We start from the raw sequence: 26,012 nt of genomic DNA, 5'->3' as shown, positions 1-26,012 counted from the left end.
TTCTTTATTTTAAACCATATGTGGTGTTTTATTTCATAAATTTTTGCAAGAAAGACATACAACACCAGATATTCAAATTTAGTCAACAGTTCGTAAATAAATATCAGATATCTGTATAACGCATTGTTTAATAATGTGAAAATTAATAATTACACGAATATTTTTATTCAAAAAAATAGAAAGAGTCTCTCAATAACATCCGTTTTTTAATTAATTAGCATAGGTGTAACATTCTTGTCATCGAAAGGGCAATCCCTTTCACCTATCAATTAGTAAAGGATAAGACATCATGAAAAACGTAAAAACCATCGCCGCTGCTATCGTTCTTGCTACCGCTACTTTTGGTGCTTCTGCTGCTGAATATGTGTCTCCTTCTCAGGCATACAATCTGGAAAAAGCGGGCGTCATTACCGCGACGGCCAACTCTCTGGATTCACTGCAAGCGAAACTGGCGCAGAAAGCAGATAAAGCAGGCGCCAAAGCGTATACCATCACGACAGCAACCGGTAACAACCAGTTGCGTGGTTCCGCGGTAATCTATAATTAATTATTCCTAATAGAGCACGTTGTAAGTGCCCCTGTGTTACCCTCTTTCCGGCTTGCCTCTTCATCAGGGCACGCCGGTTTTTTTTTATTTCACTATGACGCCAGCATTTAAACTTCTCTGGACTGAGCCAAGACTCGATACAGCAGTTTTATCAATAAATTAGGCGAGTTCATCATATGCCGGTGCTTTCCGAAACTTGACCCGGCCCAACCTTAACATCCAGCCCACGCTGACACTTTTCTACAACAAGGGGACTTCACGATGACGAGCGCAAGCTGTGGTTGGGACCGCCCCCGAAAACAGAATCCACGAAACTGACCTTTGCCTGCCCGATCAGCCTGAAAGACGACCTTGATCGCTATGCGCAGCTTCATTCGCAGACCCATAGCGAGGCGGTCGATGCGGTAACGCTGATCCCACACTTGCTGGAGACATTCATGACAGGAAAGGGGATTCAAGAGGAAGGATGTAGCTCGCACTGTTCCGCACGTATAGCGCGGACCATACCTGGCAGATGCACCGCTCCTAGGAGGTAGGGACATCAGTCCGATCGTTGGAATAGGTGAAACCTGGATTCAGAGGTCGGGACCAAACCCGCTCAAGCACGGTGCAGAACAGGCTTTAGCCAGCACTACATACAGGTGCCAGGAACCCCATACAATTCCGGTTGATCCAACATTTCTTGCAGGCGTTATCATCAACGATGATGCATTCATTCTATTATGATCAAATTCTGGTTAACGCTGAGGCAAACCGCTCCGCCAGCCATTGTGTGAAGACACGCACTCGCAACGATAACTGACGACTCTGTGGGTATAACACCGAGACAGGCAATGGTGCTGGCGGGTACTCAGCGAGCAGGACCACCAGCCGCCCTTCCGCGATTTCCTGGCTGATCCGATAGCGTGGTACTTGGACCAATCCAAGCCCCGACAGTGCAGCTCCGGTATATAAGTCCGCGCCAGTGACCGAAACCCTTGAAGCTAACGGGCATTCGATCCATTCCTTCCCAACACGGAATTCGAGGCTTGAGACCCGTCCATGCGGGCGAGCGATGTAGTCCACGGCCCAATGGCCCTTCAAATCGGACAGGTCTCTGGGCACTCCATGTTGATTCAAATAGGCTGGGCTGGCCACGGTAACCTGTTCAAGCTCGGCGACACGGCGCGCGATCAAGGAAGAGCTTTCTAGATTCCCAGCGCGCAGCACGCAATCGACACCTTCCCTGACCAAATCCACAAGTCGGTCATCTTCTTCCAGGTGCAGAGAAAGTTCGGGATATCGGGACAAGAATTGATCCAGTGCCGGTACAACAAAATGCTTTGCGAGCGTGCCTTGCAGATTAGCCCGCAGTACGCCTTTGGGTTGCGCCTCTCGAAAGGCGCTGTCTGCCTCTTCCAAGTCTGCAAGCAGACGTACACAGCGCTGGTAATAGGCTTCACCGTCATGCGTAAGACGAACTTGTCTCGTCGTGCGCTCCAAAAGCCGTGCGCCTAGCCGTCTCTCCAATCGCTTGATGAGATTGGTGACGGTAGCTCGCGGTATTTGCAGGTCATCGGCAGCCAGCGAGAAGCTGTGCCGCTCAGCGATCCGCACGAAAACTTGCATTTCCTGGAAGCGATCCATTGGCTAATTATTAATGTGAATGGAATAGTTATGGCAATTTACGCTGGATTATCTTTTATTTCAATTAATGCAAAGTAGCGCCTTCACATCAAAAGGAGTCAGCCATGAACAATTCAACCAAAGTCGCTCTGGTGACGGGCGCGTCGCGCGGTATCGGTGCAGCAATCACCCGTCAGCTTTCGCGCGACGGTTTCGCCGTCGCCATCAACTACGCGTCCAACCAAGCCGAAGCCGAATCGCTAGCGGAGGACATCAAGCAGCTTGGAGGAGCGGCGATCGCTATCCGGGCCGATGTCTCCAAGTCAGACCAGGTGCGCGGCATGTTTGATGCGGTAGAACAGCAGCTTGGAAAGGTGGACGTACTGGTCAACAACGCGGGCATCCTCAAAACCGTGCCTCTGGCACAAGCCAGCGACGAACTGTATGCCCAACACTTTGCCATCAACACCCAAGGCGTGTTCAACACCTTGCGCGAAGCCAGCACGCGGTTGAACTCAGATGGCCGCATCATCAATGTCTCGAGTACGACGCTGGCGCTGAACATGCCTGGTTACGCCATCTACAACGGCACCAAGGCAGCAGTGGAAGCGTTCACCCGTGTCTTTGCCAAGGAACTGCGAGGCCGGAATATTTCCGTCAACGCTGTGGCACCAGGGCCGGTGGCAACCGAGTTGTTCTTGCATGGCAAGAGCGATGCACAAATTCAGACATTCGCCAATATGCCGCCCCTCGAACGCCTTGGGCAGCCAGATGATATCGCTGCGGTGGTTGCCTTCCTGGCCAGCGCGGGTGGTGCTTGGATCAATGGCCAAGTCTTGCGTGCTAACGGCGGCATTGCCTGATTGGAGAAATCATCATGACCACACCTTCTCAAAACCAGCACCGTGCCGGGCACATATCGCCTCGCTATTTGACCGTCACCTTCATCGCTGCGGCGACTGCATCTATCGCTGCGGGCGTTTCATTGGCTCTACAACTGCCTATTTGGGCCATGTTCATTGGCTGGATTGCCTTCTTCTCTCGAGGGCTGGACACGCGCTCAGCGTTCGAAAACTTCGGTTGTGTATGGCTGGGGCTGGTGATCGGAGCGTTAGCAGCGACAGGCATCGCTAGTTTGGTGCCAGCTATGGGTTTAATGATTGCGATGCCGGCGGTGGTATTCGTGGTCGCACTCATCGTCGTGAGTTTGCGCGGCTTGCCCCCGCTCAATAATTTGTTGGGCTACTTCCTGGGGCTCGTCGCCTGGTTCGCTGCGCATCTGGAGCCTTCAGTTGCTGCGGTAGGCCAACTGGCAGGTGCAAGCGCTATTGGCTCGTTGGCGGGCTGGATATCACACCATCTGCCGCGTCGTATGAGCGCCAGTTGAAGCCCAATACTCAGATCCGTCCTAGGGTGTGTCCCGTAACTGTTTTTGTACAATCGGGGACATGATTTCACCACAAAAGGTTCTTTCATTTGGCTCGTTACGATTTCCCCGATGAAGCATGGATGCTGATTCCTCCTATGCTGCCACCTGAAAGGGGTTATTCCACAGGCGGTCGTCCTTACTTTGCGCATAGGCGTGTCATGAATGGTATATTCTGGGTGCTTTGCTCTGGTGCGCCGTGGCGGGATTTACCTGAGCGTTATGGTCATTGGAAAACCATTTACAACCGCTTTAACCGGTGGTCTAAAACCGGAGTGATGAACAGTATTTTCAATAAATTACTTCAGATTTTGGACGAAAAAGCGTTGATTGACTGGGATGTTATCGCGCTGGATGGCAGTAACGTTCGCGCCCGAAAGCAGTGCTGGCGGATAAGGGTTACTCAAGTAACAGCCTCCGTATTCGTTTGAAAAAAAGAATAAAAGTGGTAATTCCGTTTAAATCGAATGAGAAAGCCAGTCAGGACAGACGTCGGTGCCTCAATAGGGCTTGTACAAAAAACGCAATGTCGTGGAGCGTTGCTTTGCGATACTTAAAGAAAATCGTCGTATCGCTACATGATCGGAAAAAACAGCCAGAAACTACCTGAACATGCTAAAGCTGGGGCGATCAGGAGACTGTAATTTAGATTGTGTATCTGCCTGTTTTTGATATGTTCACTCCAACAACAGAGACAGGCTAATTATGGACGAAAAGAAACTCAAAGCACTCGCTGCTGAACTGGCTAAAGGCCTTAAAACCGAAGCTGACCTGAATGCGTTTTCTCGTATGCTGACAAAGCTTACCGTCGAAACAGCACTCAATGCTGAGTTAACCGAGCACCTCGGGCACGAGAAAAATGCCCCAAAATCAGGCTCGAATACCCGCAACGGCTATTCATCTAAAACCCTGCTGTGCGATGACGGCGAGCTTGAAATCAACACGCCACGTGACCGTGAAAGCACCTTTGAACCGCAGTTAATAAAGAAAAATCAGACTCGCATCACGCAGATGGACAGCCAGATTTTATCCCTCTATGCCAAGGGCATGACCACGCGGGAAATTGTCGCCACGTTCAAAGAAATGTACGATGCCGATGTCTCTCCCACGCTGATATCTAAAGTGACCGACGCCGTTAAAGAGCAGGTTACTGCATGGCAAAACCGTCCGTTAGACTCACTGTATCCCATTGTTTATCTTGACTGTATTGTGGTGAAAGTTCGTGATGGCGGCAGTGTCATCAATAAAGCGGTGTTCCTTGCGCTGGGCATCAACACCGACGGTCAGAAAGAACTGCTGGGCATGTGGCTGGCGGAAAATGAAGGGGCGAAGTTCTGGTTGAACGTGCTGACAGAGCTTAAGAACCGGGGGCTTAAGGACATTCTCATTGCCTGCGTGGACGGTCTGAAGGGCTTCCCGGAGGCCATCAACAGCGTCTATCCGCAGACCCATATTCAGTTATGCATTATCCATATGGTACGCAATAGTCTGAAATACGTCTCATGGAAGGATTACAAAGCAGTCACCAGCGGGTTGAAAGCCGTGTATCAGGCACCGACAGAGGAAGCGGCGCTGATGGCGCTGGACAAATTCTCCGGCATCTGGGATGAGAAATACCCGCAAATCAGTAAGAGTTGGCGCACGCACTGGGAAAATCTCAATACATTCTTTGGCTACCCGCCCGATATCCGTAAGGCCATCTACACGACGAATGCCATCGAATCGTTGAACAGCGTCATCCGTCAGGCGATAAAGAAACGCAAAGTGTTCCCAACGGACGATTCGGTGCGGAAAGTGATTTATCTGGCGATCGAGTCGGCCTCGAAAAAATGGAGCATGCCGATACAGAACTGGCGGCTGGCGATGAGCCGTTTTATTATCGAGTTCGGTGACCGCCTGAGCGATCACCTTTAATACGGTGGCAGTTACACAGAATTATTTACAGGGTCGCGATCAGGTTATTTTTGAAACGGTTGTTAAGTTAAGGGACACAGCCTAGTTTTTCATCAAAAATCAGATATTCATTTCTATAATAGATAGTTAATTATAAAAAATAACCCTGTAATATTTTACATACTGCTATTTTATAAACCTGAAAGAATCTTAGCTTTTATCCTATCTATTATTAACCATACGAAGATTTATTGAGTGCTCTACAAAATCACAATCCGATAAACTCGTCTTAACACCTCATGAACTGACTCCTTTCGCCTATAAAATTAGCCAGCTAACTAATTAGCCCATTGAAGACAAAAAGCATAACTATGCTGTCAAAAAACATGATTTTAGTAAAACAACCAGTAAATTTTCTCATAGAAAACTGGATTGAATGAATATTGAAAAGCTCGTCATTAATCTGTACCATTGAAACGTGAGAACCAAAGTCAATTCGCATAAACCATCAGTCCGCATTTTATACCCTATTTGGGATGGTCGATTTTAATTTAAAAACAGTGAATTAACACATGGAGAGAAAATATGGGAAGTAAAGAGGAATTAACCACTCAACTTAATGAACAATTAAAAAGTAGCCTTCTTAATAGTTCATTACCTCCGGAAGAAATATTAGCATTGATGTTGAGGTTATGTCTTTCTTTGATGCAAGTAACCCAAAATAATCTCGTTGAAATGAAAACATCAGATGGACGAAAACTTTCACTCAAGCTTGATACACCATCAATGCATTAATAAATTTACTTCTTGAGGTTATAGAAAAATGTCTAGCATTATTTATTTAGAACTTACAGGTGATAAGCAAGGATTAATTTCTTCTGGTTGTTCATCACTGCAATCAATTGGTAATAGAAGTCAACTCGGTCATGAAAACCAAATACAAGTATTGAGTCTCAATCACTCAATGAGTTATGATGATAACCTGTCTTGCCATCCTGTTGAATTAGTTAAGTTTATTGACAAGTCGTCACCTTTGCTTGGTGTTTCAACCTCTTCAAATGAACGGTTAACGGCTAATTTTTTCTTATATAGAGTAAATTCTGTTGGTCAACTGGAGCTTTTTTACGAAATTAAATTAACAGATGCGCGTATTGTTGACATCTCCTGTAATTACCCACATTCAATAAATAACAATGAAATGATGCCATATGAAAAAGTTTTATTAAAATACGGTTCTATATCATGGGAACATAAAGTAGCAGGAACATCTGGCTATAGTATCTGGAATGATAGTATTTTATAATTTTTCTGATGCATTTAGATACGGCCACCGACAATATATTTTTGTGGCCGTATTTCACCTTAATTTATCAGCCAAACAATCACCAAACCAAAATGAAAAGAGTATTCCTAATCCAACAAAAGGCAGCATAAGAGAATCGGGGAAATGAGCACTTATAAAAACAAAGATAATTGAGAAAATTAATTTAATAAAAATAGCTAAAATATCAAACAGAACAGGTTTGATAGATTTTAACATGACATCACCAGTCGTAGAAAATATCAGCAAGTACATTTATAAGATCATCGGCATTAGTGTGATCGTTTAATTTTGTCATAACAATTAAAGGATCTATTTTTCTCTACGATGAAGTAGAACATCTCAGTATTTTTTGATTAAAGAATATTATATATTGCTCGATCATTACGTCTTAATTTTCGTGCGGATTGAGCGGCTTTCTCAATATAACTATATATTTTAATTTCTGTTATTGCTCTTTTGATAATTGACTGACGGATAAATTTACATCTGGATTATTTAATATCTTTGTTTCTATGGAGACACAGGATTAATTCTGCCGGATTCATATTATTTAACAAAGAATGTGTTCTTTCATGATTATATTCCATTCTACACTGACTTTATTGGTGGCTATAGTTTATCTGATAAATACTCACTAAAAAAAATATGAATTATAATGTATATACTGGGAATAAAAACCTCATAATAGTAAATGGCGAAAAATGTAAGAAATTATAATTACCTCAGTTTATCCACTAAGTGGTGGCTTAACCAAAATGACAAAATGAATCCGATGCCAGCAAATGGCAAAACAATACTCTCTGGCATATATCCACATAAGTAAATAATAACAATTGAAAAGATACCAGTTAAAATAATAGCCAGAATATCAAAAAAAACAGACTTTACGTTTTTTAACATAATGATTACCAATCATAAAAAATATCAGCCAATACGTTGATAAAATCATCAGCATTAGTATGGTCGTTAGATCTAGTTACCACGATAAGGGGATTGATTTTTTTTGCTATAATGAAATATAACATCTCTGTACCTTGCGAATAAATCATATTATATATGACTTTGTCATCGCGCCTTAATTTTCGGGCAGCACGAGATGACTTTTCTACATAACCATATATTTGAAATGCTGTAATAACCCCTTGAGATAATCTTTTAGCTATACGGTTTACTTCTGGATCATTAAATATTCTTGACGCAATTAGTTGTGATAATGCCTCTATTAAAGCAATTTTTGTTGCTTGTTTAACTACTTGATCTGTTATAGCATTAGAAAACTTATACCCTATATCTTTAAATTTTTCCGATAATTCTTTTTTCTCTTTTTCAGGCATTTTGGAAAATAAATAATCTACAATTTCTTTCACCATGTCATAAATAATAGAGGGTTTCCTGACCAAGAAAGACAAACAGTATAGCATCCTTTTATCTTCATTAATTATCAAAGATCTGTATTCAGTCATTGCTTTTACGTAGTTAGGATTCAAATGTGCGATTGAATATGGTGATATCCACACTGACATTCTCGCTGCACCTGTGCCAATGTCTTCTGCTGTTTCCTGAATGATACCACTAGCTCGTTTAATAAAGGCATCATAATATCTGGCAAGCACTCTATCAGATGATCCGATATATTCCATTTTCACCATTCTCCATGTAAAAACAACTTCACTACTTATTGATTTCTCTATCATTGAGTACTCAGGCTAAATTATATAACACATCTCTCGGTTTTATAAAATAGTATAAATAATCAACAGAATAAATATTCATAAATAATTATTTCAATACCAATAATTAGACTGATATTTTTTCTCGATTCTAATGATTCTCTACAGCCAGCAGGAAAAACATAGAAAGGTAAAAGATTTTACTTTAATGACTCATTTATTCTCACAAAACACAACAGCGATCTTAAGCCTATCAACAGCTTGAGATAACGCCTCATAGAGATCGCCCTCCATCTCATGCTCGAACTCACCGTTCCTGAACATTACCACATAGCCATCAGTCAGATCTCGCATATGGGTAAGGTTTATCGGCTCGATAGCTATTCTGATGTCTGTACCTTTGTATTCAGCTACTGGATAGCCCATGTCAGCATGAAGTACGATACCGCCAAAGGCTTCCAATTCGGATAAGAAGATATCTTTTGTTATGACTTCACGCAGATCCTGTAGGCCAAGAGCATTCATCAATGCGGGTTAATTGATCCTTGCCTGCCCGGCCAGCTTGGAAACCGACCTAGATAGCTATGCCGCGCTAGAGGCGTTCATGGCTGGAGATTGAGGATTCAAGAAAGGGACCGCCAGCAAAACCGCGCCACCTACGCCCACATGTTGACTAACCCTTTAGCGTGAACATCGCCTGCCCATTCAGTTTTTTTTAATGGCATACCATAAAAATGGTAATAGACGCCCCGCATCAAAACCGCAACAGTATGTAGATCGGGCAGTCATCAATCCAAACGGAGACCACACCAGATGCGCGATCTCATCATGTCCCTCCCTAAAGCAGAGTTGCATATGCATATCGAGGGCTCATTACAGCCAGCGCTTTTCTTCAAGATCGCCAAGCGCAACAAGATACATTCCCGCTGGGGGAGCGTTGACGAGTTAAGCGATTCCTATCAGTTTGCAAACCTACAAGACTTCCTGAACCTCTACTACGAAGGGGCAGCTGTGTTGCAAAAGGAAGAGGATTTCTATGATTTGACGTGGGAATATCTGATTAAATGCAAAGAGCAAAACGTTGTTCATACTGAAATTTTCTTCGATCCTCAGACGCATACCCACCGTGGGATTCCCTTTGGCGTCGTGGTCGATGGCATCAGCGCAGCGCTGGAAGATGGCAGAAAAAAACTGGGTGTGTCGAGCGGGTTGATCCTAAGCTTTTTGAGACATCTTTCGGAAGAGTCCGCTTTCGAGGTGTTTGAACAAGCGCGTCCTTTTTTGGACAAGTTTGTGGCCGTGGGTTTGGATAGCTCGGAGAAAGGTTTTCCCCCACGCCTGTTTGAACGCGTGTTTGCTAAAGCGCGGGCTGAAGGTTTACCGGGCGTTGCGCATGCCGGTGAGGAAGGCCCGCCGGAGTATATCTGGGAAGCGCTGGATAAGCTCAAGGTCATTCGTATCGATCATGGCGTACGCGCTAGTGAAGATGAAACGCTCGTACAGCGGTTAATTGATTCTCAAATTCCCCTAACGGTTTGCCCTCTTTCAAACGTCAAACTGCGCGTATTCGATAATATGAATCAACATAACATACTGTCATTACTAGACAGAGGAATGAACGTCACGGTGAATTCCGACGACCCGGCGTATTTTGGCGGCTATGTTTTAGAGAATTTCATGGCATTACATGAAAGTCTGGGCATGAATGAGAACCAGGCGCGAAAACTTGCGGCAAACAGCATTAACGCCGCCATATGTCGGTAAGCAATGCAGCCAAAATCATAAATTACTCATGTTTGCTGAATGACCATCACATTATTGCTGGCCATCGTTATTAATTAAACCGCAGGTACAACAGTCATGAGCATGCCTTTGATTATCGATACCGACCCAGGGATCGACGATGCCATCGCGCTGATGGTCGCCCTGTCAGATAAAAACCTGGATGTCAGGTTAATTACCACGGTTTCAGGGAATGTAAGCGCTCACCAAGGGGCGATCAACGCACTGGCTATAGCTGAGTATTTAAACGTGAAGGTAGCCGTTGCCTGCGGGTGTGAAAGTCCCATTTTGGGGAAAACACGCAACAGCAAACATATCCATGGCACATCAGGGCTTGGCAGTGTCAATTTACCGGCACCTGCCTCCAGCTATATGAAATGCAGCGCCGTTGAAGCTATACGTCAGGCACTTGAAAACAGCGAAGAAAAAGTCACGATATTGTGCCTGGCCGCGATGACCAATATTGCCCTTTTCATCAGACAATATCCTTCACTGCTGGAAAAAATTGAGCGGATAGTTTTTATGGGCGGCAGTCTTGGGCTAGGAAATACGAACAGCGCGGTAGAGTTTAACCTGTTTGCCGATCCCTACGCCGCCCAGATGGTTATTGAGGCGCCAGTAAGAAAAGTTATGGTGGGATTAAATACCACCAATCAGGCGATTGTAAGAGCCGATACCATAAACCAAATTCGTGATTCAGGGCTTGCGGGCGACTTAATTTATCGGTTACTCGCCGGGTATAACACACGATCCGGATCGGTCATCAATGGTATGCCGATACATGATCTCTGCGCACTCTATTATGTCGTAAAACCACATAGCTTTATTGTCAGCAATTATCACGTTGACGTTGCACTGAGTGGCCCGGCAGCGGGTGCAACTGTCATCGATATCCGATCGCTTAACGCCCTATCCGCAAGCGTCAGTGTTTGTACAGAAGTAGCAAAAGTAAATTTCAATGAATGGTTTTTTACCTCGGTCAGGAATATGGGTCACTAAGCCTTCAATTTTAACGTTCATCTGAAAACCCGCCCTGCGCCTGATACGTGAAAAGAGCCACCCTCTGGTAGGCTCATGTGAGAATGAGAAGTGAGATATGAGCAATAATCAAAATACGCACCGACCTAACGCTTTATCTGTCCTTATATCTATTCTGATCGCTACCGGTCTATGGCAGGTTGTTTATCTACTGGGGATCTTCAATCCCATTTTTCTGCCATCACCGCTGGCAACCTTCAAAGCATTTTTAGTCATGGCGGAAAGTGGGGTAATGCTCAGCGATCTTTCCATTTCACTGATGCGAGTCGTTAGCGGTTTTATTCCCGGCGCATTGCTGGGTCTGATCGTTGGCCTGCTAACCTCCCGTATTCGTATCGCTAATTTATTGCTTAATCCATTACTTTCAATTCTGCGTCCTATTCCTGCTATTGCACTGGTCCCTATCGCAATTGTGTGGTTTGGCATTGGTGAAGCATCAAAATCCTTCGTCATCGGATATACCGTGTTTTTAGCCGTATGGCTCAACACTCACCATGGCATGGTGCTAGTACCGGATGTGTATATCAAGGCATCTCGAACATTCGGCGTCAGCAGGCTGACTGAATATCTTCAGGTCGTTGTACCCGCGGCGGCGCCGCATATTATGGCCGGTTTTCGTATTGCGGCGGCGGTTGCCTTTCTCAGTCTTGTTGCGGCTGAGTTAACCGGAGCCACAGGCGGCATCGGCTACAGATTACAAGAATCGCGCCAATACATCCGCGTTGACAGGATGTTTGTAAGCTTGATTGAGCTAGGCGTACTGGGCGCTCTGCTGGATGCCGCGTTTGTTTATATCGGTCGTAAGATCATTCACTGGGAATCAATCTGATGCGAGAGAAGAGTCGTAATCTGCAAGATATTATCAATATCGACCAGGCTGAAATGAGATTCACGAATAAATCAGGTTCTTTCCTGGCATTACAGCACACCAATCTGACAATCGGCGAGGGCTCTTTTACTGCACTGGTCGGCCCCTCAGGGTGTGGAAAATCCACCCTCCTGAATATGATTGCAGGCTTCCAGCCGCCATCGGAGGGACGCGTCTTAGTCAACGGTAATGAAATGAAGGCGCCGTCACCTGACGTCGGCGTTGTTTTCCAGCAGTATGCGTTATTCCCCTGGTTCAACGCGCTTGGCAATGTGATGTTTGCCATGAAGAGACTGCGTATCAGCAAGGAGCAAAAGATCAATCGTGCCTATCAGATCCTTAAAGATGTCGGGTTGGCGGGCAAGGAGAAGTTATATCCCCATCAACTTTCGGGAGGGATGCGTCAGAGGGTGGCGATCGCCAGAACCTTTGTTAATTCTCCGAGCGTGCTGCTGATGGATGAGCCTTTTGCCGCTCTTGATGCCATTACCCGTAGCGCAATGCACCAGTTATTAATGGCTATATATCAGAAATACAAAATCACCATCATTTTCGTTACGCATGACATTGATGAAGCCATCTTTCTTGCTGACAGAATCTGCGTCATGCAAAGCACGCCGGGAAGAATCGTTAAAGATATCAATATTGGCGCAATTAAAGCGCAAAACACCAACGACGCGACGCTGGAATTAATGAAGATACGTAACAAAATACTCGAAACGCTCGTTCATCTTTAATACATAACGCTCAGGAATGAAAATTTTATGAAAAAGATCAGTATGTACTTCAAAGCCATCACCATAATTTTATGCAGCTTTGGCTTTAACTCCGCGTTCGCCGATGAACCGGTGAAGCTAGCATGGACGCCCGGTCCATCCGCGCCACAGGTAGCGATTGCTACCGAGGATAATCTCTGGAAAGAAAGCGGCGTCGCGGTGACGCCGGTGTCGTTCACTTCAGGGAGAGAAGCGCTTGAGGCGCTGATTGGCCAGGGTGCTGGCTACGCCATCGTCTCTGAATTCTCCGCGGCGACAGCGCTGGCGCGAGGGCAAGATCTCGTCATTTTAGCCTCACTGGCAACGTATAACGGCAATAAAATCATCATCAATAAGAAATCTGGCGCCAATGATATTGCCGGACTAAATGGGAAAAAGGTCGGCCTCACTATTGGTACTCAGATGCAGTATATATTTGAACAAGTAATGGGAAATACCAAAGTCACTTACGTCAATGTGGCACCTTCAGATATGCCGCTGGCGCTTATTAGAGAGGATATTGATGCGGCCTTGATGTTTGATACTTTCTATAATCAGACTCAGCTAATGCTCGGTGAAGATTATGCTGAAGTCCCAATGTTGGATCAGGTAAATCAATTCCTACTCGTATCCACGTCGAATTATCTCAAAGAACATCAGGACGAAACGTTTAAACTTATTGCCGCGCTCAAAAAATCCGACGCTAAAGTTAACGATACCCATCAGGTTGCGCGTTACATCAATAGCGCTCTTCAGGATGCCGTTTCGACAGACAATATCGTTAAAATGTTACCGGCTTACCATTATGGTGTGAAATCTGCCGACAGTGCGCTTCCTATTATGTTGAAAGAGCAGAAATGGATGTCAGATAAACAACTCATAAATAATCAGGATAAAAAAGTTAATTTCGCAGATCATATTGATTCAACTTACCTTAATAGTCACTAAGAACCTATCCTATTAGGGCTATTTTACTTGCCAATAACGCCTACTTAGATAGGCTCTAAATAATATATTACAGGACGACTAATTCATGAGAAGTTTTCAGACTGGCCTTGTTTATGTTGATAAAGAGAAAGCCTTCCCAACAAATATTAACTTCAGCTCACTGGATGGAAACACGCATCTGGTGGGGTTCGACGGACAAGAGCGTCATCGCTGGAACTATCTTGGTTTGCCTGGCAATATTATTGACCCCAATCTTATTAATGGAAAGAAAGGCCATGTACTTCTGCAGAAAAAAATGGACCCAAATGAAGGGCCGGGTATTTTCAACAATATTACGGTAGGCGAATTCAACTGGGACGGCGATTGCGTCTGGGAATGGGGCGAAGAGGCGCCATTGGGCGCCGCACGGCAGAATCATGATTGGCAACGCCTCGCTAATGGCAATACGCTTTTATTGGTTACCGAGCCGGTGATCGTTAAAGATCTTTGTGATTCAGAAATCGGCGATCAGGGTATTTATGAAGTATCACCCGATGGGAAGATTGTTTGGTCTTGGATGGCTCGCGATCATTTTCACGAATTCGGTTTTTCGCCAGAAGGCGTTTCTTACCTTAAACATCTTCTCAGCAACAACGATCGCGATAGCTGGGGTTATCTCGAAATCAACCATATGCAGACCCTGGGTGAAAATAAATGGTATAGGGCAGGACACACTGCGTTCCACCCGGACAATATCATTTTGGATTCCCGCAAGGGCAATTTCATCATTATTATTGATAAACAATCCGGCAAGGTTGTCTGGCGCATCGGCCCCTACCAGGACCAGCCTTACAGCAACGCGGACCGCCGACTGGTTACTCGTCATCTCCCGCGTAAAGTGGATCAGCTTGCCGGTCAGCACCACGCCCACATGATCCCTGAGGGTTTGCCGGGAGCAGGACATATTCTGATGCTTGACGATCAAGGCGGCGGTGGTTATCCCCCCGTGCCGCTTGGCGTCTACGCTGGGTCACGCGTACTCGAAATCGATCCCATCACGCATGACATCGTCTGGCAGTACACTGCTGAGGATTCCGGGCTGCCTGTCTGGACGTTCTTTACCTCTTTTGTCGGCAGCGTCCAACGCCTCCCGAATGGCAATACCTTAATCAATGAGGGCATGAATGGAAGAATCTTTCAGGTGACAATGTCTGGAGAGATTGTCTGGGAATACATCAATCCCTTCCCCGGCGTCTTTCCCTTTGAGGATAAGCTCATGACTAATCCCATGGTCTACCGGGCACAGGCCGTACCGGATTCATGGCTTCCAGGATAAGCTTGGTCGATTCAGGCTGAAGAAGTCTAGCGCTGCTCGCGTAGAGCGGCGGCAACGTCTCTCTACGCAAGATAAAATATTATTTAAGATTTTCAATATGCTCCCCCAAAATCTTCAGAACCAGTTGCGCCGCTTGGGAAAGCTGCATTTTCGCCGCCACACAAAGCCCGATGGTCAGCGGGCGTATCGTTCTGTCCTTTAGCGGGATAAAACACAGCGAGCCATCCTTCAGTTCGTTGAGGACGTCGATCTTAGAGAGTATGGAGAGGCCATATTTAGCCTTCACCATGCTTTTTATCATTTGTGTATCATTACACTGCACGCTGACTTCGGGCTTGAAGTGGTGCCTGCGGTAAAGTTGCATAACCCTGTCATGCACGATAAGCGGGCTGGCGGGAATAATATTGCGATACTCAAGAGCCTGGCCTATCGATATCGACTCCAGCGTTGATAGCGGATTCTCTGGATGGGTGACAAACCCTACGGGCATCTGGGTAAATGCGGTCACCTCTAGCCCAAGACTTTCAAGGGGATCGATAAGAATCCCCATATCCAGATCGGCTTTTGCCGTTTTCTCTCCCACAATGTGGCTATCGTGGATCTGGACATCAAACGTGATCCAAGGATAAGTCTTCGTTATTTCCTGAATAGTATCAATGACGAGTCCCGAACTCAGAGCCTTGATGATACCAATAACCACATGGCCGCGCTTCATGCCCCTGAACTCGTCAAAGTACTCCTGCGTGATAAGGCTTTCCTTTTCCCATTTCTGTAGCGTCGTATATAAAAGCTCACCCGCTGTCGTCAACCGCATTCCCGATGAAAGGCGGTCGAAGAGTAAAACGCCATAGTGTTGTTCGCCCAATTGAATCTGTCGGTGAATGGCTGGCGTTGAAACGCAGAGGATCTCACTGGCTTTACGCAGGTTTCCCGTCCTGGCGACGGTAAGGAAATAACGGGAGAAGCGTGATAGTAAATCCATAAGTACCTAAAACTCATTGAATGGATACTGTAGCTGACCATACAGAAAACACCGCGGGCATCAACATGATTCGCATCTTCACCTTTGTCGCGCTGTGCTTTGTCGACTAACCATAACATAAACGAAGGAAACGATTGATTATCGCTGTTCTTCACTACCGCGTTGGCCCGATCTCGGCCATTTCCTCTTTTTGGCTATAAAAACGACAAATTGATATTTAAAAAGTCAGCCACCCCCCTGTAATGTTTATCTCTCAATGTTGCATTTCCTGAATGTTTTTTAAATTTTAGTTATAAGGGAGCGCGCGTAAGTATGTCGTTAATCACGAAGCGATCGATCATGGAACAGCGCGGGAAAAGTTCAGTGCGGTGGAAAAGGCTGGCAATGTGGTTACATCAACTTTCAACAGTATTGGCAGCCAGCGCCATTCTGTTTATGTCGACCGCTTATGCGCAAGATAACATCCCCTCGCAACTGCGCATTGGCTATCAGAAAGGTTCGGTCAGTCTGGTGCTGGCGAAATCGCACCAGCTACTGGAAAAACGCTTCCCTAACACCAAAATCAGTTGGGTTGAGTTCCCCGCTGGGCCACAGATGCTGGAAGCGCTAAATGTTGGCAGTATCGATCTGGGCGGTACTGGCGATATCCCGCCTATTTTTGCGCAGGCCGCCGGAGCCGATCTGCTGTATGTCGGTATGGAACCGCCTAAGCCGCAGGCCGAAGTAATTTTGGTGCCAGAAGGCAGCCAGGTGAAAACCGTTGCCGACCTGAAAGGTCGTAAGGTCGCGTTCCAGAAGGGCTCCAGCGCGCATAATACGCTATTGCGAGCACTGCAACGCGACGGCCTGAAATTCACCGATATTAAACCGACCTACCTGACTCCTGCCGATGCGCGCGCGGCTTTCCAGCAAGGTAACGTCGATGCATGGGCCATCTGGGATCCCTACTATTCCGCCGCGTTACTGGAAGGTGGCGTGCGCGTGCTGGTTGATAGTAGCGGCTTGCAAAAAACCGGTTCTTTCTATCTGGCAGGCCGTCCCTATGTTGAAGCACACGGTACCTTTATCCGCCAGGTACTGGACGATCTAACGCGAGCGGATGCCCTAACGATCGGCGACCGCGCGCAGAGCATCACACTGTTGGCCAATGCGGTAGGGCTGCCGGAGAAAGTGATTGAAACGGCGCTCGACCATCGCCCGCCGACCACCATAGAACCGCTGGATGCCGCCACGATCAAGGCACAGCAATCCACGGCCGACCTGTTTTATGAAAATCGGCTCGTGCCGGTGAAGGTCAATATCGCAGAGCGCGTTTGGCATCCTCAAACGCCTTAACGCACTCATCCTAAACCTTTTTCATCCCGAACAGCGCTATTCAAGGAGTTAACACCATGAGCCTTAACGTATTTTGGTTTTTGCCTACTCACGGAGACGGACGCTATCTCGGCAGCAGCGAAGGGGCGCGTCATGTTGATTACCACTATCTGCAACAGGTGGCGCAAGCGGCGGAACGGCAGGGATTTGGCGGCGTACTGATACCTACAGGCCGTTCCTGCGAAGACTCCTGGCTGGTCGCCGCATCGCTTATTCCTGTAACGCAGCGGCTAAAATTTCTTGTCGCTCTACGCCCCGGCGTGATATCCCCCACCATCGCCGCCCGTCAGGCCGCTACGCTGGACAGGCTGTCGAACGGTCGGGCGCTGTTTAATCTGGTGACCGGCGGCGACCCTGAAGAGTTGGCTGCGGAAGGGCTGTTCCTCAGCCATGAGGAACGCTATGAAGCCTCAGCGGAGTTCACCCATATCTGGCGCAGACTGCTGGAAGGCGATACCGTCGATTTCAACGGTAAGCATATTCAGGTAAAAGCGGCCAAATTGCTGTTTCCGCCCGTGCAGCAGCCGCGTCCGCCACTCTATTTTGGTGGGTCGTCTGAGGCGGCGCAGAACCTGGCGACAGAGCAGGTCGATCTTTATCTCACATGGGGCGAACCGCCTGAGCAGGTTAAAGCCAAGCTGGCGGAAGTCCGTGCCAAAGCGGCGGCACAGGGACGCGAAGTCCGCTTCGGCATTCGCCTGCACGTTATCGTGCGGGAAACCACAGAGGAAGCCTGGCAAGCGGCCGAGCGATTGATATCCCATCTGGATGACCAAACCATTGCCGATGCGCAGGCGGCGCTGGCGCGTTTCGATTCGGTGGGCCAACGCCGTATGGCAGAACTTCACGGCGGTAAAAAGGACAATCTGGAGATTAGCCCGAACCTGTGGGCCGGCATCGGTCTGGTACGCGGCGGCGCTGGCACCGCGCTGGTCGGCGACGGCCCGACGGTCGCCGAACGTATTCAGGAATACGCGGATCTCGGAATTGATACTTTCATCCTGTCTGGGTATCCGCATCTGGAAGAAGCCTATCGCGTAGGGGAATTACTGTTCCCGCACCTCGACCTGGCGCAGCAACCTACGCCGCTGCATGCCGTGAGCCAGGCGGGAGAAGTGGTGGCAAACAGCTATATGCCACGTAAAGTCTCGCAAAGCTGAGGAACCACGCATGGCTAACACCTACTCTTCACTGGCAATGCGATTAGCGCCCTTCCTGCTACCGGTAACATTACTCGCCGCGTGGCAGGTATCCGTCGAATTCGGCTGGCTATCCAATAGAATTCTTCCTGCACCCAGTTCGGTGATGACCGCCGCATGGTCGCTCATCATTAGCGGCGAGCTGTGGCAGCATCTGGCGATCAGCGGCTGGCGCGCCCTGATCGGGTTTGCTATCGGCGGCGGCATCGGGTTAGTGCTCGGCTTTATCACCGGGCTATCACGTTGGGGAGAACGTTTGCTGGACAGTTCGATTCAGATGATACGTAACGTCCCCCATCTGGCACTAATCCCCTTGGTGATTCTGTGGTTTGGTATTGACGAATCGGCCAAGATCTTTCTGGTCGCGCTGGGTACGCTGTTCCCGGTCTATCTCAATACCTATCACGGTATTAAAAACATCGATCGCGGGCTGCTGGAAATGGCGCGTAGTTACGGCCTGTCCGGCTTCAGCCTGTTCTCTCAGGTCGTGCTGCCTGGCGCGTTGCCATCCATTATGGTCGGCATCCGTTTTGCTTTGGGCTTTATGTGGCTGACGCTGATCGTCGCGGAAACCATTTCGGCCAACGCCGGTATCGGCTATCTCGCCATGAACGCCCGCGAGTTCCTGCAAACCGATGTGGTGGTCGTTGCCATCATCCTGTATGCCCTGCTTGGCAAACTGGCTGATGTCAGCGCTCAGGCGCTGGAGCGCTTTTGGCTACGTTGGAATCCTGCTTATCAAACCTCATTGGAGAATGCCTCATGACCGATTCCGTAATACAGGCTTATCCACCTTCACCCCTGACGAAAGGGACGCCGCTGGCGCTGAACGCCATCAGCAAACGCTACGGTCACCGCACCGTGCTGAATGACGTGCAGTTACGCATTCCCTCCGGGCAATTTGTTGCCATCGTCGGTCGCAGCGGTTGCGGGAAAAGCACGTTACTGCGCCTGCTTGCCGGGCTGGAGAGCGCCAGTAGCGGCGAACTGCGCACCGGAACGGCTCCGCTCAGTAGCGCGAAAGACGACACACGGCTGATGTTTCAGGAAGCGCGCCTGCTGCCGTGGAAAAAGGTGATCGATAATGTTGGGCTGGGGCTACGCGGCAACTGGCGTGAAAAAGCGCAGGATGCACTCACCTCCGTCGGATTAGCGGATCGTGCCAACGACTGGCCAGCGGCGCTATCCGGCGGTCAAAAACAGCGCGTGGCGCTGGCGCGTGCGCTTATTCACCAACCACGCTTACTCCTGCTGGATGAACCGCTGGGCGCGCTGGATGCCTTAACCCGTATTGAGATGCAAAGCTTGATCGAAAATCTGTGGCTCCGGCACGGCTTCACCGTGCTGCTGGTCACACACGATGTCTCCGAAGCCATTGCGCTGGCCGACAGGGTAATTCTAATCGAGGAGGGGCGCGTGGGGCTCGATATCACAGTCGATTTGCCTCGACCACGGCGGCGCGGATCGGCAAAACTGGCAGAACTGGAAGCTCGCGTGTTGGAACGCGTGTTAGCGCCTACGCCTCACCCCTTACCGCAACAGGCGGCGATATAATGTCGTACTCTGGCGATCCGAGTTGAAGCCTCCGATCGTCAGAATGTAAATCAAAAAAATTGATTGATATTCTCAAAACACTCCGTTATCTCTTCTGACTTCACCGGCGTAATATCCTTTTCATCGAAAGGCAATGACCTTTCATACCACAGAATACTGAATAGGATATCTCACATGAAAAACGTAAAAATCATCGCCGCTGCCGTTGTTCTTGCTACTACTACTGCTTTTGGTGTTTCCGCTGCTGAATATGTTGCGCCAGCACAGGCACAGGGTCTGGAAAAAGCGGGAGTTGTCACGGCTTCTGCCTACACGCTGGATTCGCTGCAAGAAAAACTGGCTCAGAAAGCGGACAAAGCAGGCGCTAAAGCCTACACCATCACAGCCGCTGCGGGTCATGATCAACTGCGCGGCTCTGCGGTAATCTATAAATAATGCCTGCGGTTAGACAATCAAAAAATTAAACGGACTTTCCTCACCCAAGAGGAAAGTCCGTTTTTTATGGCTTACGCTTAACGGTCAAATGACGTCGTTAGCATTAGCCTACGCGTTTCACTTCGCCCACCAAAAGGATGTAAGAGAGTGCGCCAACCAACGCGACGACAGCGATGTAGGTCAGTGCTGGAGCAAACCCATAATCCTGTGCCAGATAGCCAATAATCAAAGGCACCGTAATACCGCCCAAACCACCGACGAAGTTGAACACGCCACCCGTCAGACCAATCAAACGGATTGGGGCCAATGACGACACCAGAGACCAAGTGATGGACGCAAAACCATTGCCAAAGAACGCGATAGCCATCAGCGTCATAATCCACACCGGATCGTTCGTATAGTTCGCTCCCATGATACAGGTCGAAATTAGCAAGCCACAGATAATCGGTGTTTTACGCGCCAGACCGATCGATTTTCCGCTACGTACCAAGCGATCCGCAACATATCCGGACAGCAGCACACCAACAAACGCAGCCAGGAAAGGTACGGTGGTCATAAATCCTGCCGTTAGGGCGCTAATCTGTTTTTCCTGTGTCAGGTAGTTAGGGAACCATGTCAGGAAGAACCACAGTGTGGAGGTCACAGCAAACTGCCCGATATAGACACCAACCAATTTGCGGTTGAATACCAGTTTCCAGTCAGCAGCCGTCAGCGGTGTACGTGATTTCTTCTCGCTCGGCGCATCGCCATCGACAATACCGCCACCTTCGGCGATGTAATCCAGTTCAGCCTGGTTGATCCCTTTACTTTTCTTCGGCGGCTGATAGACAAAATGCCAGATCAACGCCCAAATAATCCCCACGCCGCCGGTAATGATGAACACCCAGTGCCAGCTCAGGATTTCCTGAAGCCAAATGAGTAAAGGGGTGAGAAATGCCAGACCAACAAACTGCCCTGAGGTAAAAAAACCTACCGCAGAAGCACGTTCCTGCTCAGGGAACCAGCTAGTCACCATACGGTTATTCGTCGGAAATGCCGGCGCTTCGAACATACCGGTGATGGCGCGTAAACCAATTAGCGATGCCAGACCCGTCGCAAAACCTTGCAGTAAGGTCGCAATTGACCATCCCATGATGGCGACAAAATAGGTGACTTTTGAGCCAACGCGGTCAAGGAACCAGCCGCCGGGTATTTGGAACAACGTATAAGTCCAGGCAAATGCAGAAAAGATATAACCCATTTGTGCTTTAGTAATGCCGAACTCTTCCTGAATATGTGCCGACGCTACAGCCAAGTTAGCGCGGTCCACATAGCAGATGACGACTGTAATAAAAATCATCAACAACGTTAAATAACGCCGTTTTGTAGGACGGGTAGTTAATGTCATGTCCATCTTATGTTCCTGTTATTTATCAAACCGACAATAAATTCATTGCCCGTTATTTTTGAACGTTTAACAAACACGAGCAGTGTGTTTGTTTTATGCATTTCTAATGAAATAAATAACCGCGCACAGCCAAACTTTTCCCCGATTGATCATGGCGTTTTTAATCATTCCAGTGATGGCGAAAAGGTGATTAATTGAAATTTAATTTCCCCGATGGAAAAAATAAAACAGCAACCTCTCACGAAATATTCGATTCGTGATAATCCATGATGGTTTTATTCCTTCACACCGGAGAAATTCGTTATGAATTACCGTTTACTCAACACTTATTTCGTGTAAAGTAAAAAAAGTATTACCACTCGGCAACTGCGCCATCGGCGTAACGCCATACCGGGTTACGCCAATCCGGTGCGTTTTTACTGCGCTCAATAACCAACTCTTCATTAATTTCCACGCCGAGTCCTGGTTTATTTAACGGGTAGAAATGACCGTCCGTCATGGCGAAGTCTTCTTTATTAATGACGTAGTCCAGCAGTTCGGCTCCCTTATTATAATGGATGCCCATACTTTGTTCCTGGAATACGGCATTACGCGCAACGAAGTCGAGGTGCAAACAGGCTGCCAATGCAATCGGGCCTAATGGGCAGTGCGGCGCCAGTGCGACATCATAGGCTTCCGCCATCGCGGCAATTTTGAAGCACTCGGTAATCCCGCCTGCGTGCGACAGGTCAGGCTGAATAATCGCCAACCCGCCATCGGCCAATACGCGTTTGAAATCAAAGCGTGAGAACATACGCTCGCCCGCCGCAATCGGCAGATGAGTTTGCGCCGCCAGACGAGGATAGTATTCCGCCTGCTCAGCCAGTACGGGTTCTTCAATAAACAGTGGGCGGTATTGCTCCAACTCTTTAATCAGGATTTTCGCCATTGGCGCATCGACACGACCGTGGAAATCCAGGCCGAATTCAATGCTGTTACCGAAGGCTTCGCGAATTTCGGCAACCACGGCTACCGTCGCGTCAACTTTGCGCGAATTATCGATAATGCCCATCTCTTCACAGCCGTTCAGCTTGAAGGTATCAAAGCCAATCTCGGTGAGCTTCTTGATTCCCGCGATCACTTCGGAAGGACGGTCGCCACCAACCCAACTGTAGGCTTTAATTTTATCGCGTACCAGGCCGCCCAGTAATTGATAAACCGGCACACCCAACGCCTTGCCTTTGATGTCCCACAGTGCCTGATCGATACCTGCGATGGCGCTCATCAGAATCGGGCCGCCACGATAGAAGCCCGCGCGATAAAGTACCTGCCAGATATCGTTGATACGTGCCGGATCCTGCCCGATCAGGTAGTCAGATAGCTCGTGAACGGCGGTTTCAACGGTACGGGCACGACCTTCGATTACCGGTTCACCCCAGCCGACGATACCTTCGTCGGTTTCAATTTTCAGGAACATCCAGCGTGGTGGCAGCCGATACGTGGTGATTTTGGTAATTTTCATTGAACAGCGTCCTTATAGGCGTTAACAAATGCGTGTGCTTTTTGCGCGGTAACCTCGACAGACTGACCGGCTCGATACAGATCGCTGCCTAATCCGGCACCGATGCAACCTGCACTCAGGTAATCTTTCAAGTTTTCTGGCGTGACACCGCCGACGGCAAAAACAGGAATCTCCTTCGGCAATACGGCTTTTAACGCCTTAATGTAGGCGGGCCCAAATGCCGATGAGGGGAACAGTTTCAATGCTCGCGCCCCTGCATCCAGCGCGGTGAAAGCCTCCGTCGCGGTGGCGCAGCCTGGGCATACTGTCATACCGTAGCTCACCGCACGTCGAATCACCTCAGGGGAAATATTGGGGGTGACCACCAACTTGCTGCCAATTTCCTGTAATTTATCGACATTGTCAGCGTTCAGCACCGTTCCCGCGCCAATCAGGGCGCGATCGCCAAAATGTTCTACCGCCAGTTGAATACTGTCGTACGGATTCGGCGAATTCAGCGGAATTTCCACCGCATCGAATCCCGCATCCAGCAGCGCAGCGACATGTTCCAACACCTCACCCGGCGTGATGCCGCGCAGAATCGCAATTAAGGGAAGATTAGTATTCCAACTCATTAACAATACTCCTTATTCCTGCCTGAAATGCCCGATCGCCATCCAGTTGCTGCCAGCGCAACCCAGCCTGTTGTAATGCTTTCTCGTAACGCGCCGTCAGCGCTGGAGAACCGATCAATGTGATGACGTCTCCCGCCGCTGCTTGATAGTGGCGTTGCATTTGTGAGACTTCATTGCCAATGAGTAGCCCGGAGAGCCAATCGCTCACGGCGCTTTTATCCAGACGCCCTAATACATGCGCTGCACGGGTTTCAAACAGACAGCGGATGATATTGTCGTCGGCAAAGCCAAGCTCCAGCCCGTGCTGGAAAGCCGCGGGAGAGGGCTGCTGCTCTGTCAGCCCGACGCCGATTAACGACTGCGTCATCAATAAGTGGTGCAGTTCGCCCGTCATCACCGTGCGGAAATCCAGCACATTGCTATCATCCGCACGCACCCATTTCGAATGGGTTCCCGGCATTAAATAGAGGGAAGAAGGACATTCGCTATAGGCGCCGATCAGCTGGGTTTCTTCACCACGCATCACGTTGCAATTATCATCCTGAGCAATACTCAGCCCCGGAATAATCCAGGCGGATAAGGGCTCTGCTTCTTCCACCCGCGTCAGACGGTGAGCAACCTCCGTCAGGCTGGTTGGGCAAGTCAAATAAGGCACAGAAAGCCAGCCCGCATTGCTGCCAATCATGCCCGCCATCACAACTGGCACGTTGTGATGCTGCCACGGCGCGACGATCTGCTGAAAAACCTGTTGCGGCGTCTGGCCGTTCAACCGCGTGACGCCCGCTTCAGACTTCACGCTGTCAATGCAGGCGCCGTCCAGGTATAACCAGGCCCGCAGGTTGGTCGAACCCCAGTCAACGGCGATATAGCTTTCACTCATGTAATATCCTTTAACCGTTTGGTTGAGCTAGCGATCATCATTAATGCCGCCCGCTCTGCTGCTTCGATATCCTGATGCCGAATGGCATCATAAAGATCCTGATGCTCACGCAATGTCCGTGGCATATTGTCTTCGTCCGGCATATAAGTGCGTTCAAACACCGCTCGCTGCAACGAACTAATCGCAACGCTCAACTGCTGTAGCACCGGGTTGTGCACCGCCGCTAATACCGCTTCATGAAAGCGAATATCCGCTTCATTGAATGCATCACGATCCTGATGATTCGCAATCATGTCGTTCAGCGCGGCCTCAATCACCGCCAATTCACTTGAGGTCGCCCGCTCGGCCGCCCAGCGAGCAATCGTCGGTTCCACTAAATTTCGCACTTCGCTCATCGCGCTGATTAAACGCGGGTCATAATCGCTGGACAGCACCCATTGCAACACGTCGGTATCCAGGTAATTCCACTGGTTACGCGCAGCGACAAACGCCCCGCGATACCGCTTCACTTCCACCAACCTTTTCGCCATCAGTGCTCTGAATACCTCACGAATGATGTTGCGCGAGGTTTGAAATTCTTCACACAGCTCTGCTTCGGCGGGCAACGGCGCGCCCGGCGCGTATTTACCACTAACAATCTGTTGGCCAATATCCAGAATGATGCGGTCGGTTTTGCTTAATACCTGCTTATTCATCATCACCTCAACGTAACAAAACGGATTGATATCACGGCACTTACTTTACCCGTCATACCGTCTGGCGTCGTCGAAGTGTTGCACAATAACCGCACGCGACCCTTCTTGATGGGGCACATTGTAGTACTATTTTAATTTCTTGTACTACAATCTGGATCACAAAACGGACAACAACTACAACTTAGCAACAAAATTTTTTACCGGATTTAAACATTCAGAA

27 protein-coding genes and 3 pseudogenes are annotated in these 26,012 nt (G+C 48.3%); 20 read left to right on the top strand and 10 right to left on the bottom strand.

What is annotated here, in order from left to right; all coding sequences use genetic code 11:
* The first annotated feature begins 289 nt into the window (after positions 1–289).
* Together bhsA (RFN81_RS00220) and RFN81_RS00215 are read left to right on the top strand one after the other, a co-directional pair.
* Positions 290–547, top strand: a complete 258-nt coding sequence (gene bhsA, locus RFN81_RS00220; protein WP_264497270.1) for a multiple stress resistance protein BhsA — start codon at positions 290–292, stop codon at positions 545–547.
* A gap of 275 nt (positions 548–822) precedes the next feature.
* A pseudogene (locus RFN81_RS00215) lies at positions 823–1,042 on the top strand (DUF2274 domain-containing protein).
* A 231-nt stretch (positions 1,043–1,273) separates the two neighbouring features.
* On the opposite strand, the gene RFN81_RS00210 reads toward RFN81_RS00215, so the two are convergent.
* Positions 1,274–2,155 carry a LysR family transcriptional regulator gene (locus RFN81_RS00210; RefSeq protein ID WP_264497269.1) on the bottom strand — a complete coding sequence of 294 codons (882 nt, stop codon included), beginning with the start codon at positions 2,153–2,155 and terminating at the stop codon, positions 1,274–1,276.
* A 122-nt stretch (positions 2,156–2,277) separates the two neighbouring features.
* On the opposite strand from RFN81_RS00210, the gene RFN81_RS00205 reads away from it, so the two are divergent.
* The 6 genes and pseudogenes from RFN81_RS00205 to RFN81_RS00180 all read left to right on the top strand — a co-directional run bounded on the left by RFN81_RS00205 (position 2,278) and on the right by RFN81_RS00180 (position 6,774).
* A complete protein-coding gene (locus RFN81_RS00205; protein ID WP_264497268.1) occupies positions 2,278–3,015 on the top strand; it encodes an SDR family oxidoreductase in 738 nt (245 codons plus the stop codon).
* Positions 3,016–3,029: 14 nt separating this feature from the next.
* Complete coding sequence (locus RFN81_RS00200; RefSeq protein WP_264497267.1) at positions 3,030–3,539, top strand: DUF1097 domain-containing protein; 510 nt, start codon at positions 3,030–3,032, stop codon at positions 3,537–3,539.
* Positions 3,540–3,628: 89 nt separating this feature from the next.
* A pseudogene (locus tag RFN81_RS00195) lies at positions 3,629–4,157 on the top strand (IS5 family transposase); the annotation flags it as partial.
* Between the two features lie 126 nt (positions 4,158–4,283).
* Positions 4,284–5,492 (top strand): IS256 family transposase, encoded by a 1,209-nt coding sequence (locus RFN81_RS00190; RefSeq protein ID WP_264495962.1) that lies wholly within the window; start codon positions 4,284–4,286, stop codon positions 5,490–5,492.
* A 564-nt stretch (positions 5,493–6,056) separates the two neighbouring features.
* Positions 6,057–6,266, top strand: coding sequence for a hypothetical protein (locus RFN81_RS00185; RefSeq protein ID WP_264497266.1), 210 nt, complete (start codon positions 6,057–6,059; stop codon positions 6,264–6,266).
* A 28-nt stretch (positions 6,267–6,294) separates the two neighbouring features.
* On the top strand, positions 6,295–6,774 hold the full coding sequence (locus RFN81_RS00180) for an Hcp family type VI secretion system effector (RefSeq protein ID WP_264497265.1): 480 nt from the start codon (positions 6,295–6,297) through the stop codon (positions 6,772–6,774).
* A 54-nt stretch (positions 6,775–6,828) separates the two neighbouring features.
* Here the strand turns inward: RFN81_RS00180 and RFN81_RS00175 are convergent, their stop codons facing one another.
* The 3 genes from RFN81_RS00175 to RFN81_RS00165 all read right to left on the bottom strand — a co-directional run bounded on the left by RFN81_RS00175 (position 6,829) and on the right by RFN81_RS00165 (position 8,990).
* Positions 6,829–7,011 (bottom strand): hypothetical protein, encoded by a 183-nt coding sequence (locus RFN81_RS00175; RefSeq protein WP_264497264.1) that lies wholly within the window; start codon positions 7,009–7,011, stop codon positions 6,829–6,831.
* 689 nt (positions 7,012–7,700) lie between these two features.
* Positions 7,701–8,489, bottom strand: a complete 789-nt coding sequence (locus tag RFN81_RS00170) for a hypothetical protein (RefSeq protein ID WP_264497263.1) — start codon at positions 8,487–8,489, stop codon at positions 7,701–7,703.
* Between the two features lie 189 nt (positions 8,490–8,678).
* Positions 8,679–8,990 carry a hypothetical protein gene (locus RFN81_RS00165; RefSeq protein ID WP_264499045.1) on the bottom strand — a complete coding sequence of 104 codons (312 nt, stop codon included), beginning with the start codon at positions 8,988–8,990 and terminating at the stop codon, positions 8,679–8,681.
* A gap of 13 nt (positions 8,991–9,003) precedes the next feature.
* Here RFN81_RS00165 and RFN81_RS18685 point away from each other — a divergent pair.
* The 7 genes and pseudogenes from RFN81_RS18685 to RFN81_RS00135 form a co-directional block, all read left to right on the top strand.
* Positions 9,004–9,081, top strand: a pseudogene (locus RFN81_RS18685) (DUF2274 domain-containing protein); the annotation flags it as partial.
* A gap of 197 nt (positions 9,082–9,278) precedes the next feature.
* On the top strand, positions 9,279–10,229 hold the full coding sequence (locus tag RFN81_RS00160) for an adenosine deaminase (RefSeq protein ID WP_264497262.1): 951 nt from the start codon (positions 9,279–9,281) through the stop codon (positions 10,227–10,229).
* 96 nt (positions 10,230–10,325) lie between these two features.
* A complete protein-coding gene (locus tag RFN81_RS00155) occupies positions 10,326–11,246 on the top strand; it encodes a nucleoside hydrolase (protein ID WP_264497261.1) in 921 nt (306 codons plus the stop codon).
* Positions 11,247–11,343: 97 nt separating this feature from the next.
* Complete coding sequence (locus tag RFN81_RS00150) at positions 11,344–12,114, top strand: ABC transporter permease (RefSeq protein ID WP_264497260.1); 771 nt, start codon at positions 11,344–11,346, stop codon at positions 12,112–12,114.
* The gene (locus tag RFN81_RS00145) at positions 12,114–12,890 is read left to right on the top strand and encodes an ABC transporter ATP-binding protein (RefSeq protein WP_264497259.1); all 777 of its coding nucleotides are present in this window, start codon (positions 12,114–12,116) and stop codon (positions 12,888–12,890) included. The genes RFN81_RS00150 and RFN81_RS00145 overlap by 1 nt, the downstream gene beginning before the upstream one ends.
* Before the next feature lie 27 nt (positions 12,891–12,917).
* Positions 12,918–13,856 carry an ABC transporter substrate-binding protein gene (locus RFN81_RS00140; RefSeq protein ID WP_264497258.1) on the top strand — a complete coding sequence of 313 codons (939 nt, stop codon included), beginning with the start codon at positions 12,918–12,920 and terminating at the stop codon, positions 13,854–13,856.
* Between the two features lie 85 nt (positions 13,857–13,941).
* The gene (locus RFN81_RS00135; protein ID WP_264497257.1) at positions 13,942–15,171 is read left to right on the top strand and encodes an aryl-sulfate sulfotransferase; all 1,230 of its coding nucleotides are present in this window, start codon (positions 13,942–13,944) and stop codon (positions 15,169–15,171) included.
* Positions 15,172–15,250: 79 nt separating this feature from the next.
* On the opposite strand, the gene RFN81_RS00130 is transcribed toward RFN81_RS00135, so the two are convergent.
* A complete protein-coding gene (locus tag RFN81_RS00130; RefSeq protein ID WP_264497256.1) occupies positions 15,251–16,153 on the bottom strand; it encodes a LysR family transcriptional regulator in 903 nt (300 codons plus the stop codon).
* Positions 16,154–16,537: 384 nt separating this feature from the next.
* On the opposite strand from RFN81_RS00130, the gene RFN81_RS00125 reads away from it, so the two are divergent.
* The 5 genes from RFN81_RS00125 to bhsA (RFN81_RS00105) all read left to right on the top strand — a co-directional run bounded on the left by RFN81_RS00125 (position 16,538) and on the right by bhsA (RFN81_RS00105) (position 20,715).
* Positions 16,538–17,488: a sulfonate ABC transporter substrate-binding protein gene (locus tag RFN81_RS00125; RefSeq protein ID WP_378929259.1), complete on the top strand. Its 951-nt coding sequence runs from the start codon at positions 16,538–16,540 to the stop codon at positions 17,486–17,488.
* A 56-nt stretch (positions 17,489–17,544) separates the two neighbouring features.
* Positions 17,545–18,687, top strand: coding sequence for an FMNH2-dependent alkanesulfonate monooxygenase (gene ssuD / locus RFN81_RS00120; protein ID WP_264497254.1), 1,143 nt, complete (start codon positions 17,545–17,547; stop codon positions 18,685–18,687).
* 10 nt (positions 18,688–18,697) lie between these two features.
* Positions 18,698–19,492 carry an aliphatic sulfonate ABC transporter permease SsuC gene (ssuC, locus tag RFN81_RS00115; protein WP_264497253.1) on the top strand — a complete coding sequence of 265 codons (795 nt, stop codon included), beginning with the start codon at positions 18,698–18,700 and terminating at the stop codon, positions 19,490–19,492.
* Positions 19,489–20,280, top strand: coding sequence for an aliphatic sulfonates ABC transporter ATP-binding protein (gene ssuB, locus RFN81_RS00110; RefSeq protein WP_264497252.1), 792 nt, complete (start codon positions 19,489–19,491; stop codon positions 20,278–20,280). The genes ssuC and ssuB overlap by 4 nt, the downstream gene beginning before the upstream one ends.
* A gap of 174 nt (positions 20,281–20,454) precedes the next feature.
* Complete coding sequence (gene bhsA / locus RFN81_RS00105) at positions 20,455–20,715, top strand: multiple stress resistance protein BhsA (protein WP_264497251.1); 261 nt, start codon at positions 20,455–20,457, stop codon at positions 20,713–20,715.
* Positions 20,716–20,818: 103 nt separating this feature from the next.
* Here the strand turns inward: bhsA (RFN81_RS00105) and RFN81_RS00100 are convergent, their stop codons facing one another.
* The 5 genes from RFN81_RS00100 to dgoR all read right to left on the bottom strand — a co-directional run bounded on the left by RFN81_RS00100 (position 20,819) and on the right by dgoR (position 25,792).
* On the bottom strand, positions 20,819–22,108 hold the full coding sequence (locus tag RFN81_RS00100) for an MFS transporter (RefSeq protein WP_264497250.1): 1,290 nt from the start codon (positions 22,106–22,108) through the stop codon (positions 20,819–20,821).
* A gap of 346 nt (positions 22,109–22,454) precedes the next feature.
* Positions 22,455–23,603: a galactonate dehydratase gene (gene dgoD, locus RFN81_RS00095; protein ID WP_264497249.1), complete on the bottom strand. Its 1,149-nt coding sequence runs from the start codon at positions 23,601–23,603 to the stop codon at positions 22,455–22,457.
* Positions 23,600–24,217 (bottom strand): 2-dehydro-3-deoxy-6-phosphogalactonate aldolase, encoded by a 618-nt coding sequence (locus RFN81_RS00090; RefSeq protein ID WP_264497248.1) that lies wholly within the window; start codon positions 24,215–24,217, stop codon positions 23,600–23,602. Before RFN81_RS00090 ends, dgoD begins: the two co-directional genes overlap by 4 nt.
* Complete coding sequence (locus RFN81_RS00085; RefSeq protein ID WP_264497247.1) at positions 24,201–25,097, bottom strand: 2-dehydro-3-deoxygalactonokinase; 897 nt, start codon at positions 25,095–25,097, stop codon at positions 24,201–24,203. The genes RFN81_RS00090 and RFN81_RS00085 overlap by 17 nt, the downstream gene beginning before the upstream one ends.
* The gene (gene dgoR / locus RFN81_RS00080; protein ID WP_264499044.1) at positions 25,094–25,792 is read right to left on the bottom strand and encodes a D-galactonate utilization transcriptional regulator DgoR; all 699 of its coding nucleotides are present in this window, start codon (positions 25,790–25,792) and stop codon (positions 25,094–25,096) included. Before dgoR ends, RFN81_RS00085 begins: the two co-directional genes overlap by 4 nt.
* Between the last annotated feature and the right edge of the window lie 220 nt (positions 25,793–26,012).

This window comes from Pectobacterium cacticida, assembly GCF_036885195.1.
Classification (GTDB): Bacteria; Pseudomonadota; Gammaproteobacteria; order Enterobacterales; family Enterobacteriaceae; genus Pectobacterium; species Pectobacterium cacticida.
This window is presented reverse-complemented; position numbering and strand designations above follow the sequence as displayed.